We start from the raw sequence: 13,638 nt of genomic DNA on the forward strand, positions 1-13,638 counted from the left end.
GAAGAATGGCCGTGAGCGGCGCAGGGCGGGGGTTTGCGGCGAAATTGCCCGCTCTGGCGCTGGCCGGAGCGAGCGCAAAGCGGGCGCAAGGCGCAAACTAGCGGGTCGGGGAAATGTCCGTCACGAGTTCGAGGAGCGCGTCCACGTGGGCTTGCACGCTCGCGTCGTACAGAACGGCGGGATGAGCGCCTGAAGGATTGCCAGGTTCGGCGGCGGATTCGACGCGCCTGCCTCGCGCCGCCACCGCCGCTTCGATCACGCGCCGCAGATCGGCGGCGTCGCCGGGCCGGAACAGGTACTTGGCGCTATCGGCGATGGCGTCGCAGCAGCCGATATTCGAGGAAAAGATCACCGGTGTGCCGCACATGACCGACTCGATGCCGACGAGCCCGAACGGCTCGTAAGTCGACGCGAGAATCGAGTAGTCGGCCGCGCGATAGGCATTTTCGAGGTCCTTCACATAGCCGATGTAGCGCACGCGCGCGCTCGCGCGTCCGGGCGCGCGGCCCGCCACGGCCACCACCACCGGAAGATCCAGCGCCTCGACCACCTGCTCGATGAGCGGCAAGCCCTTGCGATCGTGGCTGCTCGATGCAAAGAGCAGCACCGTCTCGTGGTCGGCGAACCCGTATTGCCTGCGCAGCGCGGCGCGCGTGCCGGCGTCCACGGGCGAGAAGCGCTCGCCATCCACGGGGGGGCAGAGCACGCGGATTTTCCCTTCGTCCACGCCGTAGAGTTCGCGAAGTTCGGCGCCCATGAGGTCGGAATGCGCGACGATCACGCGCGATCGCGCATATTGCTGGCTTTCGAGCGCGATCTGCCGGCTGTCGGAGCCACGCTGCGTGCGCCCCGTCGCGCGCAGAAAGCCGCGGTGCGTGCCGCCGCAGATGGCGATCTCCGAGGAGTCGACCCGGTTGCAGCCGATCAGCACGTCCACGCCAGCCCGGCGGCGCAAGGTGGTGAGCCGCCGCGAGAACCACATGTCGCGCAGCTTGCCCGGCAGCAACGAGACGTTGATGCGGTGCGGCTCCACGAGCGCGTATTCAGGGACTGATGGATCGAACTTGCGCGCGAAGAACACGGGCCGCACGCCGCGCGCGGCGAAACCGCGGATGAGGTCCATCGCGTAGCGTTCCAGGCCGCCGCTGTGCTTGAGCGCGTTGCAGGAGATTCCAACCTTCATGACCCGTCCGACTTGTAAATTATTGTGCGCAGTTCTCGCGTGGGCCGATTATAAAGCGCCAGTTCCCTCCAGCGCCGAAGCCCCCCCACTCGCCCACGTCGGCGCACGCCACGGCACACCGTTCATTTACGCGAAAAGTTCGGGAATGCGCCTCGCGCGCCCCCCTGTCAGAGCATTCCGCATACCCAAAATGCCCTCCGGTATAATCGACCGGCTTACGGGCCATAGAGCCAGTTTCCCCTATGACAGGCTTGCGATGGCCGCGCGGCGCGCATTGGCGCAACTGCCCGGCTACATCGACATAACAACTGACTGCCCGTCCGATTTGCGCCGGCCGACATGAATCACGATACGACGACCTATCCTCGCCGCCTGGCTCCAATCGTTACCCTGCTGCTCCTGCTTGGCCCCGCCACGAATCTGGTCTGGCGCGGCGGTACGGGTTACTGCTTTTTCCTGCTGCTGGCGTTCGCGCTTTATGGCGCCTACGCGTACCGCAAGGACAGCACTTATTTCGCCCCGTGGCGCGAATACCGCTGGTACACCGCCGCCATGCTCGCCCCGCTCGCCGTGGTCGTGGTCCAGCAGCTGCTGCTCGGCTACTGGGCGCCGCACCAGTTCGACGCGCTCTCGCGCCTCACGCTCGCACTGCCGATCTTCCTGCTACTCGCCCGCCTGCCGTCGCGCCGCCTCACGGTCCTCGGCTGGGGCTGCGCGCTGGGCGCGCTCGCGGCAAGCGCCTGGGTGATCGTCGACCGGCCGCCCGGCGGCTGGAGCGACACGGAGCGCCTCTCGAACTACTACACGAATGCGATTCCGTTCGGCGACACCGCCCTGCTGTTCGCGTTCCTCGCGGTGTTCACGTTTGGCTGGGACCGCAAGCTGCGGCCGCTGGCGCTCGTCGTCAAGCTCGCTGCGCTCGTCGCGGGCGGCTTCGTCTCGTATCTCTCGGGCACGCGCGGCGGCTGGATCGCGGTGCCCGTGTTCGCGCTGCTGCTCGGCGTTCAGTATGGCTGGTTTTCGCACTGGAAACGCGTGGTCGTGACGCTCGCGCTGCTTGCCGTGGCGGCCGGCGCGTTGTTTTCGACGAGCGGCATTCGCCACCGTGTGGCCGAAGCGGGCTCCGATTTTGCCCTCATGCAGCGCGGCGACAAGGACACTTCGGTGGGCCTGCGCCTGCAACTGTGGAATGCCTCGGTGACGCTGTTCGAGCGCCATCCGGTCTACGGCGTGGGCAAGGGACATCTGGAACAGGCGCTCGGCGAGCTCGCGCAGCACGGCGAGGCGAGCCAGCAGATCGTCAATGAGCGCGCGCACAGCGACTTCTTCTCGGCCATCGCCGAAATGGGCGCCGTGGGCGCGGCGACCCTCTTGCTGCTCTATTTCGGAACGTCGATCTATTTCTGGCGGGCGTGCCGCGCCGCCGACACCGTGATCCGTACCGCCGGCTGCAGCGGCCTCGCGGTGTCGTTCAGCACGATCCTCTTCGGGCTCACGATCGACGTGCTGGTGCCGATCCAGGTCGTCGTCCTGATCGCCCTGCTGACCGCCACCTTCCTCGCGGTCATCGTGTCGCGCAAGCGCGAACTCGAGAACGGCGCCGCGGACTGAACCCGCAAGCTCTATCACAAACCTGCTCTTAAGCCTGAGGCACCCTTCTGGGTGCCTCAGGCCAGGTCGCGCCAGCGGCCGCTACACACCGCCCGCCGGACCCGCCGGCTCAGAGCTCAGAGCGCAGAGCACCGAGGAGCGTCCCCGGACAGCGGGCGCCCCTCTCCCACTACTCAGGCCGCGTTCTGCTGGAACTGGATCTTGTGCAGGTGCGCGTACAGCCCGCGCTGCTCGAGCAGTTGCTGATGCGAGCCGCGCTCGACGATGCGGCCCGCTTCCATCACGAGAATGCGGTCCGCGCGCTCGATGGTCGAGAGGCGGTGCGCGATCACGAGCGTCGTGCGGCCCTTCATCAGCGTTTCGAGCGCCGCCTGCACGTGGCGCTCCGACTCCGAGTCGAGCGCGGAAGTCGCCTCGTCGAGAATCAGGATCGGCGCGTCCTTGTAGATCGCGCGGGCGATCGCCAGACGCTGCCGCTGCCCGCCCGAGAGCTTCATGCCGTTGTCGCCGACCAGCGTGTCGATGCCGTCGGGCAGCGCCGCGATCGTGTCCCAGAGGTTGGCCGCGCGCAGCGCTTCTTCCACGCGTGCCGGGTCGGCCTGCTCGCCGTAGGCCACGTTGCTCGCGACCGTGTCGTTGAAGAGCGTCACGTCCTGGCTCACCATCGCCATCTGGCTGCGCAGCGCGTGGATGTCGTACTCCGGCAGCGGCACGCCGTCGACGAGAATCTCGCCGCCGCTCGGATCGAAAAAGCGCGGCAGCAGGTTCACGAGCGTGGTCTTGCCGCTGCCCGACGGGCCCGCCAGCGCGATCATCTCGCCGGGCGCCGCGCTGAACGTCACGTTTTCGAGTATCGGCCTGCCGTTTCCATAGTCGAACGACACGCTGCGGAACTCGATCTCGCCACGTGCGCGCTCGAGCGGCTTGCCGCCGCCTGTGGGCTCGGCAGGTTCGTCGATCAGCCCGAAGATGAGCTCGGCGGCCGTCATGCCGCGCTGCAGCGGCTGGTTCACGTCGATCAGGTGCTTGAGCGGGGAAATCACGAGCAGCATCGAGGTGACGAAGGCGACAAAGCCGCCCACGGTCGTCTGGTCGTGCGAGGCCTGCACCACCGCGATCGTGATGACGATCGCCAGCGCGATCGAGGCGAGGAACTGCGTGAGCGGCTGGGCGAGGCCGCCCGAGATCGTCATGCGCATCTGATAGCCGCGCAGGCGCTTGCTCATCTCGCCGAAGCGGTCCATTTCGTACTGCTCGCCGTTGTGAACCTTGACGACCTTGTAGCCGCCCACGGTTTCTTCGACGATGTAGGACAGCTCGTTCGTGAGCGCCTGGTGCTCGCGGTTCAGGCGGCGCAGGCGCCGGTTGATCTTGCTGACGAGCCAGCCGATGGCCGGCAGCAGCACCGCCACGATCAGCGTGAGGCGCCAGTTGAGGATGAACAGGTAGCCGAGCAGGAAGACGACCGTGAGCGAGTCGCGCACGGCAGTGACCAGCACGCTCAACAGCACGCCGAGGATCTGGTTGACCTCGAACACGATCGCATTGATGACGGTACTGGCCGTCTCGCGCTGGAAGAAGCCGACGCTCGCATGGATCATGCGCTCGAACATTTTCAGGCGCAGCTCGAGCAGGATCCGGTTGGACACGTACTGGAGCAGGTAGCCGGACGCGTACTGCGCGAGGCCGCGCACCAGCGAAAGGCCGATCACGGCGCTGGGCACGATCCACTTGGCGCTCGGGCTGCCCTTGGTGCCAAAGCCGTGGTCGAGCAGCGGCTTGAGGAGCGCCGGAATGCCGGCCTCCGTCGCGGCCACGATGGCCAGCGTGAGGATGGCTGCGATCGACACCCAGATGAGCGGCTTGATATACGGCCACAGGCGCCGTCCAACCGACGCGGGATTCGACTTCGCGCCGGTGCCGATCGGCTTGCTGAGGGTGGATTGTCGGGACGTCTCGCTCAAGGAATCCTCTGGAAAGCGGGTGCTGAAAATGCGGGTATCAATGCGGGCGCAACTGGGCTGCCTGCCGGGGCTGCCTGCCGGGGCTGCCTGCCGGGGCTGCCTGCCAGGGCGGCCGGCCCGGGCTGCCTGCCGTTCCGCGGCAGCCGACCGTCTGACGGACGGTCCGGCGGCGCGGTACGCATTGTATACGCTTGGCGCAGGCGCGCCCGACGCGAAGCGCATCGTCTAGAATACGCACCTTCGCGTCAGGCCGGTCCCAGGCGGGCGCGGCGCGGCTCACCGCTTCCGACATTCCTCCAGAACAGGCGTCCCTTCCATGTCCGACGGACTTTCTCCGACCCGCCCAGGCCGCGAAGCCAGCGGCACGCCGCGCGCCACGCTTTCGGTCATCGTGGTGGCAATGAACGAGGCGCACGACATTCGCGACTGCCTCGAATCGGTGCGCGGGCTCGCGATGGAAACCATCGTGTTCGACTCCGGCAGCACCGACGGCACGCCAGATATCTGCCGCGCGCTCGGCGCGCGCGTGTTCGAGACCGACTGGCCCGGCGACGGCCCGCAGAAGAACCGGGCACTGGCCGAGGCGCGCGGCGACTGGGTCATCTGCCTCGACGCCGACGAGCGCCTGAGCCCCGAGCTGCGCGCCGAACTCGAGCGCCTGCTCGCCGAAGGCACGACGCACGCCGCGTTCAGCACGCCGCGCCGCTCGAGCTTTTGCGGGCGCTTCATGAAGCACTCGGGCTGGTGGCCCGACCGCATCGAGCGCCTGTTCCGGCGCGGCAGCGCGCGCTTCACCGACGTGCGCACGCATACGCACCTCGAAATTCAGGGCACGATCGGACGCTTCGACGGCCCGATCATCCATATTTCGATGCCGGACCTGCACGAAGCGCTCGAAAAGACCAATGCCTACTCGACGGCCGGCGCGCTGACGATGGCCGAGAACGGCAAGCGCTCGTCGCTTGGCAAGGCGCTCGGCAAGGGTTTCTGGGCGTTCTTTCGGACCTGGGTGATTCGCGCGGGCTTTCTCGACGGCGCCGAGGGGCTAATGCTCGCGATCAACAACGCCGAGACGACGTACTACCGCTACGCCAAGCTCGCGCTGCTCACGCGCGACGGCAAGGTCGCAAAAAAACGCTGAATCCGGGGGAGGTATGGGCGTTCGGCGCCGCATGAGGCCGAACGCGAGGAAGCGGCGCACACGGCACGAGCGGCCAGTGCCGCACATGCCGCGTAGACACCGTCAATAGACGATCTCGATGGAGCTGCCTGCGAACTCGCCGCGCAGCGCGGCGATGAGGTCGTCGGTGGGCTTCACGCGCCAGGCGTCGCCCAGACGCACTTCACCTTGTGCGCGTTCATTGCTATAGACGATCTGCACCGCGAGGCCGTTCGGAATGGCCACCTGCTCGCGCTCGCGGCCCCGGCCACCGTAACCACCGCCGCCATCGCGCCCGCCACGCCCGCGCGTTTCCACCACGGGCGCGGGCAGCGAGTCGTCGGGCTTCGCGCGATGCGCCTCGAGCACCGTGCGCAGCGCACTCGCATTGGCGTTGCCGTTCATCTGCACCTTCACGGCCTGCGCGTAGCGGCTGCGGGCGCGCTCCAGATCCATCACGGTGTCCACCGTGAAGCGGATGCCGCCCGTGAACGCGTCGTTGCGCGCCCCGCCCTGCACGACCAGCAGCTCGTCCTCCTTGAAGAGCGCCTTGTGCGCCTCGTATTGCTCGTTGAACACCGTCACTTCGCACTGGCCGGTGCCGTCGTCGAGCAGCGCGATCAGCATCTTGCCGCGCTGGGTCATCTGCGTGCGCAGCGAGGCGATCACCCCCGCGACGAGCTTGTCGCGTCCTTCCTTGAGCTCGCCGATCTTCTGGCGCACGAAGCGCCGCACTTCGTCCTTGTAGGCGTCGAAGAGGTGACCGGACAAATAGAAGCCGAGCGCGCCCTTCTCTTCCTGCAGCCTGCGCTTGTCGCCCCAGGCGGGCTCGTCCACCAGCTCGTGCGCGGCCAGCGGCGCGTCGCCCATGTCGAACAGACCCGCCTGCATGGCGTTGGCGCTCGCCTGGTCGGCGGCCTCCATCGCCATCGGCACGGAAGCGAGCAACTGCGCGCGATTCGCGTGCATCGTGTCGAACGCGCCCGCGCGAATCATCGCTTCGATCGTGCGGCGGTTCACGAGACGGCGGTCGATGCGCTCGCAGAAGTCGAACAGATCCTTGAAGAGGCCGCCTTCTTCGCGCGCGCGCAAGATTTCTTCGATGGCGTTCTGGCCGCTGCCCTTGATCGCGCCGAGGCCATAGCGGATCGTGCGCGAACGCTTGCCTTCGGCCACATTGGCGTCGGACACCGGCTCGAAGCGATACGCCGATGCGTTGACATCAGGCGGCAGCACCTTGATGCCGTTCGTGATGCAGTCTTCGAAGAGGATCTTGACCTTGTCGGTATCGTCCATGGCGAGCGACATATTGGCCGCCATGAATTCAGCCGGATGGTGCGCCTTGAGCCAGGCCGTGTGATACGCGAGCAGCGCGTAAGCGGCCGCGTGCGACTTGTTGAAGCCGTAGCCCGCGAACTTCTCCATCAAGTCGAAGGTCTCGTCGGCCTTCTCGCGCGTGAGGCCGTTCTTCGCCGCGCCTTCCGCGAAAATTTCGCGGTGCTTGGCCATTTCCTCGGGCTTCTTCTTGCCCATCGCGCGACGCAGCAAGTCGGCGCCGCCGAGCGAGTAGCCGCCGATGATCTGCGCCATCTGCATCACCTGCTCCTGGTAGACCATGATGCCGTAGGTCTCTTTCAGAACAGGTTCGACGCGCGGATCGGGATACTCCACCACTTCGCGGCCGTGCTTACGCGCGCAGAAGCTCGGGATCAGGTCCATCGGGCCCGGACGGTACAGCGCCACGAGCGCAATGATGTCCTCGAAGCGGTCGGGCTGCGCGTCCTTCAGCATGCCCTGCATGCCGCGGCTTTCCAGCTGGAACACGGCAACCGTGTTGGCCTTCTTGAGGATCTGGAACGACGGCGCGTCGTCGAGCGGCACCTGCGCGAGCGACCAGTCTTTTTTCGACGGATCGAGCATGCGGATATAGCGCTCGGCCCAGTCGAGAATCGTGAGCGTGGTCAGGCCCAGAAAGTCGAACTTCACGAGGCCGACGGCTTCCACGTCGTCCTTGTCGTACTGGCTCACGACGCCGCTTTCGTCGCCCTGCGTGTAGAGCGGGCAGAAGTCGGTGAGCTTGCCCGGCGCGATCAGCACGCCGCCCGCGTGCATGCCCACGTTACGCGTGAGACCTTCCACGAGCTGCGCGAGGTCGAGCAGCTGGTGCACTTCGTCTTCGTTGTCGTAGCGCTCTTGCAGGAGCGGCTCTTCCTTCATCGCGTCGGCAATCGTGACGTGCTTGCCCGGCTTGAACGGGATGAGCTTGGCCACGCCGTCTGTGAAGTTGTAGCCGAGATCGAGCACGCGGCCGATGTCGCGCACGGCCGCCTTTGCGGCCATGGTGCCGAAGGTGGCGATCTGCGAAACCGCATCGGCGCCGTACTTCTCCTTCACGTACTGAATGACGCGGTCGCGCCCGTGCTGGCAGAAGTCGATGTCGAAGTCGGGCATCGAGACGCGTTCCGGATTCAGGAAGCGCTCGAACAGCAGGTTGTAGCGCAGCGGATCGAGGTCGGTAATGCCGAGCGCGTACGCGACGAGCGAGCCCGCGCCGGAGCCCCGGCCCGGCCCCACCGGCACGCCGTTGTTCTTGGCCCAGTTGATGAAGTCCGCGACGATCAGGAAGTAGCCCGGGAAACCCATCTTGATGATGGTCCCGCACTCGAAATCGAGACGCTCGTAGTAGCGCGCGTGTTCTTTCTCGCGCTCGGCTGCATCGGGATAAAGCTGCACGAGGCGCTTTTCGAGGCCCTCTTTCGAGAGCTGCACGAGGTAGTCGTCGAGCGACATGCCGTCGGGCGTCGGAAAGAGCGGCAGCTTCGGCTTGCCGAGCTCCAGCGTGAGGTTGCAGCGCCGCGCGATTTCGATGGTGTTCGCGATGGCCGAGGGAATGTCCGCGAACAGCGCGGCCATTTCTTCCTGGGTCTGAAAACGCTGGTCGGTCGTGAAACGCTTCTGGCGGCGCGGGTTCGCGAGGATGTCGCCTTCCGAGATGCACACGCGCGCTTCGTGCGCGGTGTATTCCTCGTGCGTCATGAACTGCATCGGGTGCGTAGCCACCACCGGCAGCTTCAATTCCGCCGCGATGGCGACGACCTGCTCGACATACTGCTCGCTGCCGGGCTGGCCGCAGCGCTGCAGTTCGATGTAATAGCCGTTCGGGAACAGCGTTGCCCAGCGCTGCGCGTGGCGCTTCGCGCTTTCAGCGTTGCCCGCGGCGAGCGCGAGGCCCACGTCGCCCTGCTGCGCGCCCGAGATCGCGAGCAGGCCTTCGGCGAGGCCGGCTTCGAGCCATGCGACGTCGACTTCCGCGCGGCCGCGATACTGATTCGTGAGCCACGCCTTCGAGAGCAGTTCGCAAAGATTCAGGTAGCCGCGTTTGTCCTTCACGAGCAGCAGCAGACGCGAAGGCTTGTCGCGGTCGTCCGGATTCATGATCCAGACGTCGCAGCCGGCAATGGGTTTGACCCCTTTGCCACGGGCTTCCGTGTAGAAACGAACGAGGCCGAATGCGTTGCCGAGGTCGGTGAGCGCGAGCGCGCCCTGGCCGTCCTTGGCCGCCGCCTTGACGAGGTCGTCGAGGCGCACGATGCCGTCGGCAATCGAGAATTCGGAGTGGACGCGGAGATGGACGAAGCGGGGATCTGACATGGGCGTCATTGTAACTCTACGGTCCGGCGATTTTTGCCGCCGCCTGCGCGTATGACCGCGTGTCGCGATATGCCGGCCACGCGACCCGGTCCACACGGCGCGGGCCAAACAGCCTGTGCTATCCGGCCACGGCCTTGCGCGCCATCAGCAACGCGCAACATGCAACACGACGAACACGGCGCGCACGCGGCGCGGCAGCGCCCGGTTGAGGGATAATAGCGGATTACGCCCGCCGCGCAGCTTGTCGTCATTTGGCACTTTGGTCCCATGTCACGCCTCATGCCGCGCCTCCCGCGCTGTTACCCCGATTTCGCCGCTGGCTGAATCGGCGCGCGGCATTCAGGCGGGTCCGTCCGATTCAGGTTTTCAAGTTGGCCATGCGTATTCTCAATCTCTCCGCCTACCAGTTCGCGACACTCGACAAGACCGCCGAATGGCGTCCGCTCGTGCTCGAACGCTGCAAGTCGCTCGATCTGCGGGGCACCATTCTGCTCGCGCCGGAAGGCATCAATCTGTTCGTCGCGGGCGATGAAGGCAACGTGCGCGCCTTCATGGACTACATGAACCACGATCCGCTGTTCGAAGGCAAATTCGCGACGCTGCAGTTCAAGGAAAGCTTCTCTGAAACGCGCCCCTTCAACCGCATGCTCGTGCGCCTGAAGCGCGAGATCATCACGATGAAGAAGCCCGCGATCCGCCCCGAGGAAGGCCGCGCGCCGTCGGTCGCGCCGGTCGTGCTCAAGGCGTGGCTCGACCGCGGCTTCGACGATGCGGGCCGCCCCGTCGTCATGCTCGACACGCGTAACGCGTTCGAAATCGATGTCGGCACGTTCGACAAGGCGCTCGACTACCGCATCGACAAGTTCAGCGAATTCCCGGGCGTGATCGAAGCGAACCGCGCCGACCTCGAAGGCAAGACCGTGGTGTCGTTCTGCACGGGCGGCATCCGCTGCGAAAAGGCGGCCATCCACATGAAGGAAGTGGGGATCGAGCACGTCTATCAGCTCGAAGGCGGCATTCTCAAGTACTTCGAGGAAGTGGGCGGCGCGCACTACACCGGCGACTGCTTCGTGTTCGATCAGCGCACCGCGGTCAATCCGCAGCTCGAGCCCACCGACACCGTGCAGTGCTTCGCGTGCCGCGCCGTGGTCTCGCCCGCCGAGCAGGCTTCGCCGCTCTACGTCGTGGGCAAGAGCTGCCCGGCATGCCATCCGGAGCGCGCACAGGGCGGTGCAAGCGCGCAGGCTCCGGCTCAAGCCGCCTGATTCGCGCGTGAGCGCACCGGCTCGCCCGCATCAGGGCTATCGCGGGCGCTTCGCGCCCTCGCCCACAGGACCGCTTCATTTCGGCTCGCTCGTCTCGGCGCTCGCGAGCTGGCTCGACGCGCGCGCGCACGGCGGCACGTGGCTCGTGCGCGTGGAGGACATCGACGGCCCGCGCACCGTGCCCGGCGCCGCCGAGGACATTATCGCGACGCTGGAGCGCTTCGGCTTTCAGGCCGACGAGCCGCCCGAATGGCAAAGCCGCCGCATCGACTTGTATCGCGCGGCGCTCGACCAGTTGATCGCAGCGGGCCACGTCTATCCGTGCGGCTGCACGCGCAAGGAAATCGCCGATTCGCTGCTGCATGCGCACCGGCGCAACACCACACTGATCTATCCCGGCACCTGCCGCGGCGGCCTGCACGGCAAGCCCGCGCGTGCGTGGCGCCTGCGCGTGCCGGACGATGATCCACAAGCTGATGAAAACCCCGCGCTGATTCGCTTCGACGACCGCTGGCAAGAACTACAGCAACAGGATCTCGCGACCGAAGTGGGCGATTTCGTGCTGCTTCGCGCGGACGGTCAGTGGGCGTATCAACTCGCCGTGGTAGTGGACGACGCCGCGCAAAACATCACGCACGTCGTGCGCGGCGCCGACCTGCTCGACTCCACGGCGCGCCAGATCTGGCTGCAGCAATGCCTGGGCGTGCCGACGCCCGCGTATCTTCACGTACCCGTCGTGACCAACGAGGAAGGCGAAAAGCTTTCGAAGCAGACCGGCGCACTGGCGCTCGACGCCACGCGGCCGCTCGAGGCGCTGCTTCCCGCCGCACGACATCTGGGCCTGGATCTTCGTGATCCCACTCCCGCGACGCTCGAGGCATTCCACGCCGACGCGATCGATGCATGGAAGCGGCGGCTCGCGCATATGCGCACAGCGGCTTGACCGCGACGCAAATCTGACGCTGACGTTGCGCTGGGTACGCAATCTGGGGAAAAACGGGGAAAGCTGTCGCAGAAAGGACAAAGGGCGCCGAAGCGCCCTTTTTCGCAGCGCGGCTGGCTTGTCATCACCATGTTGCCGCACTGGCTTCTTCGACGCCGCAGCGGAAGAAGTCTCCGAGGAACATCTTGCGAGGCACGAGGCGACTATATCACGACGCCTGATGCCCCACGCTTGTCAGGACGACGAAGACGACGTCGGCTTGTTGCGCCACGACGAGCCCAGGCCGCCGAGCAGCGCCGCGAGCGGCTGCTTCTGCTTTTGCGGCGTGGTTGCCGCCGGCGCGGGATTATCGTCGGCCTTGCTGCGCGCGCTCGGCGACGGCTCGTAAGGCTTCAGGAAGAAGTCGTCGACGGGCTGCGCGGAACGGTGATGATGCGGCCGCTCGTAGGCGCCGGCGCGGCGGTGGCCGACGCGCTCGCCGCGCCCTTCGTGGCTGTCACGCCCATCGCGCCCATCACGTTCCCGGCGGCGGCTGCCGCCTTCGTGGTGCGCGACCGGCACGTCGACCACGAGGTGCTCGACGGTCAGCGGACGCTTGATGAGCTTTTCGATATCGGCGAGCTGCTTCTTCTCGTTCGGGCTGCACAGCGAAAGCGCATCGCCCGAGGCCCCCGCGCGGCCCGTACGGCCAATGCGGTGCACGTAGTCTTCGGCGTTGAACGGCAGGTCGAAGTTGATCACGGCAGGCAGCTCGGCGATGTCGAGGCCGCGCGCGGCCACGTCGGTGGCCACCAGGGCCTCGATCTCGCCGCGCTTGAACGCGTCGAGCGCCTGCATGCGCTCGTTTTGCGAGCGGTCGCCGTGAATCGCGGCGGCCACGATACCCTGCTTCTCGATCTGGCGTGCGAGACGGCTCGCGCCGATCTTGCTGTTGCAGAACACGATCACCTGCTTCAAGCCGCGATCACGGATCAACTGCACGACCGCGCCGGTCTTGTCGCCCTCATGCACTTCGTAGACGATCTGGGTGACGTTGGTGGCCGTGGAGTTGCTGCGCGCCACTTCGATGGTCTGCGGGTTGCGCAGGTAGGTCGCGGCGAGCTTCTTGATTTCCGGCGAGAACGTGGCCGAGAACAACAGCGTCTGGCGCTCCTTCGGCAGCAGGTTCAGGATGCGCTGCAGATCGGGCAGGAAGCCCATGTCAAGCATGCGGTCGGCTTCGTCGAGCACGAGCATCTGTACCTGGCCGAGTTGCGTGGTCTTCTGCTGCACGTGGTCGAGCAGGCGGCCCGGCGTCGCGATCAGGATTTCCACGCCGCGGCGCAGCTCGTCCGATTGCGGATTCATGTCGACGCCGCCGAACACCACCGCGCTGCGCAGCGGCGTGTGCTGCGCGTAGGTGCGCACGTTGTTGGCCACCTGGTCCGCCAGTTCGCGCGTGGGCGTGAGGATCAGCGCGCGCACCGGATGGCGGGCGGGCGAGGCGCTCGTGCTCGCCAGCGGCAAGAGGCGTTGCAGGATCGGCAGCGAAAAGCTCGCCGTCTTGCCGGTGCCGGTCTGCGCGGCGCCCATCACGTCGCGGCCCGTGAGAACCACGGGAATGGCCTGCGCCTGGATGGGCGTCGGCGTCGTGTAGCCCTGCTCCTTGATCGCCTTGAGGATCTCGGGCGCGAGGCCGAACTGATCGAAGGTCTCGGTGCTGGGCTTGACGGCTGTGTCGGACATGGTGGCTTCGCTATAAAGGCGCTATGCGCGTGAGGCGCGGCGCGCCTCTGGGTAATCACTGCGGGTTGCTGCCGGCTTGCAGCGTAATGTGCTCGCAAACCTGGCAAACGCTTTCGGGAGCCGCGCGGCCGCTGCGG

At 66.4% G+C, this 13,638-nt stretch carries 8 protein-coding genes; 4 read left to right on the forward strand and 4 right to left on the reverse strand.

Annotation, left to right across the window (positions count from 1 at the left end; translation table 11 throughout):
• Positions 1-97: 97 nt before the first annotated feature.
• Positions 98-1,183, reverse strand: coding sequence for a glycosyltransferase family 4 protein (locus tag E1956_RS13585; protein WP_134749606.1), 1,086 nt, complete (start codon positions 1,181-1,183; stop codon positions 98-100).
• Positions 1,184-1,522: 339 nt separating this feature from the next.
• Here E1956_RS13585 and E1956_RS13590 point away from each other — a divergent pair, with 339 nt between their 5' ends.
• Positions 1,523-2,794, forward strand: coding sequence for an O-antigen ligase family protein (locus E1956_RS13590; RefSeq protein WP_134749608.1), 1,272 nt, complete (start codon positions 1,523-1,525; stop codon positions 2,792-2,794).
• A gap of 173 nt (positions 2,795-2,967) precedes the next feature.
• On the opposite strand, the gene msbA is transcribed toward E1956_RS13590, so the two are convergent.
• Positions 2,968-4,719, reverse strand: coding sequence for a lipid A export permease/ATP-binding protein MsbA (gene msbA, locus E1956_RS13595; RefSeq protein ID WP_134750617.1), 1,752 nt, complete (start codon positions 4,717-4,719; stop codon positions 2,968-2,970).
• A gap of 355 nt (positions 4,720-5,074) precedes the next feature.
• On the opposite strand from msbA, the gene E1956_RS13600 reads away from it, so the two are divergent.
• On the forward strand, positions 5,075-5,899 hold the full coding sequence (locus tag E1956_RS13600; RefSeq protein ID WP_134749610.1) for a glycosyltransferase family 2 protein: 825 nt from the start codon (positions 5,075-5,077) through the stop codon (positions 5,897-5,899).
• A gap of 102 nt (positions 5,900-6,001) precedes the next feature.
• On the opposite strand, the gene dnaE is transcribed toward E1956_RS13600, so the two are convergent.
• Entirely contained in the window at positions 6,002-9,577 is a 3,576-nt protein-coding gene (gene dnaE, locus E1956_RS13605; RefSeq protein WP_134749612.1) for a DNA polymerase III subunit alpha, read from the reverse strand.
• 368 nt (positions 9,578-9,945) lie between these two features.
• Here dnaE and E1956_RS13610 point away from each other — a divergent pair, with 368 nt between their 5' ends.
• Both E1956_RS13610 and gluQRS read left to right on the forward strand, forming a co-directional pair.
• Complete coding sequence (locus E1956_RS13610; RefSeq protein WP_134749614.1) at positions 9,946-10,833, forward strand: sulfurtransferase; 888 nt, start codon at positions 9,946-9,948, stop codon at positions 10,831-10,833.
• A gap of 7 nt (positions 10,834-10,840) precedes the next feature.
• Entirely contained in the window at positions 10,841-11,776 is a 936-nt protein-coding gene (gene gluQRS, locus E1956_RS13615; protein ID WP_134749615.1) for a tRNA glutamyl-Q(34) synthetase GluQRS, read from the forward strand.
• 234 nt (positions 11,777-12,010) lie between these two features.
• On the opposite strand, the gene E1956_RS13620 is transcribed toward gluQRS, so the two are convergent.
• Positions 12,011-13,501 (reverse strand): DEAD/DEAH box helicase, encoded by a 1,491-nt coding sequence (locus tag E1956_RS13620; RefSeq protein ID WP_134749617.1) that lies wholly within the window; start codon positions 13,499-13,501, stop codon positions 12,011-12,013.
• Positions 13,502-13,638 lie beyond the last annotated feature (137 nt).

This window comes from Paraburkholderia pallida (genome assembly GCF_004524855.1).
Taxonomy (GTDB): Bacteria; Pseudomonadota; Gammaproteobacteria; order Burkholderiales; family Burkholderiaceae; genus Paraburkholderia; species Paraburkholderia oxyphila.

Bases quoted from the DNA above. Each gene is read 5' to 3' on its own strand.
- E1956_RS13585 (WP_134749606.1), bottom strand. From the start codon at position 1,183: ATGAAGGTTGGAATCTCCTGCAACGCGCTCAAGCACAGCGGCGGCCTG.
- E1956_RS13590 (WP_134749608.1), top strand. From the start codon at position 1,523: ATGAATCACGATACGACGACCTATCCTCGCCGCCTGGCTCCAATCGTT.
- E1956_RS13600 (WP_134749610.1), top strand. From the start codon at position 5,075: ATGTCCGACGGACTTTCTCCGACCCGCCCAGGCCGCGAAGCCAGCGGC.
- dnaE (WP_134749612.1), bottom strand. From the start codon at position 9,577: ATGACGCCCATGTCAGATCCCCGCTTCGTCCATCTCCGCGTCCACTCC.
- E1956_RS13610 (WP_134749614.1), top strand. From the start codon at position 9,946: ATGCGTATTCTCAATCTCTCCGCCTACCAGTTCGCGACACTCGACAAG.
- E1956_RS13620 (WP_134749617.1), bottom strand. From the start codon at position 13,501: ATGTCCGACACAGCCGTCAAGCCCAGCACCGAGACCTTCGATCAGTTC.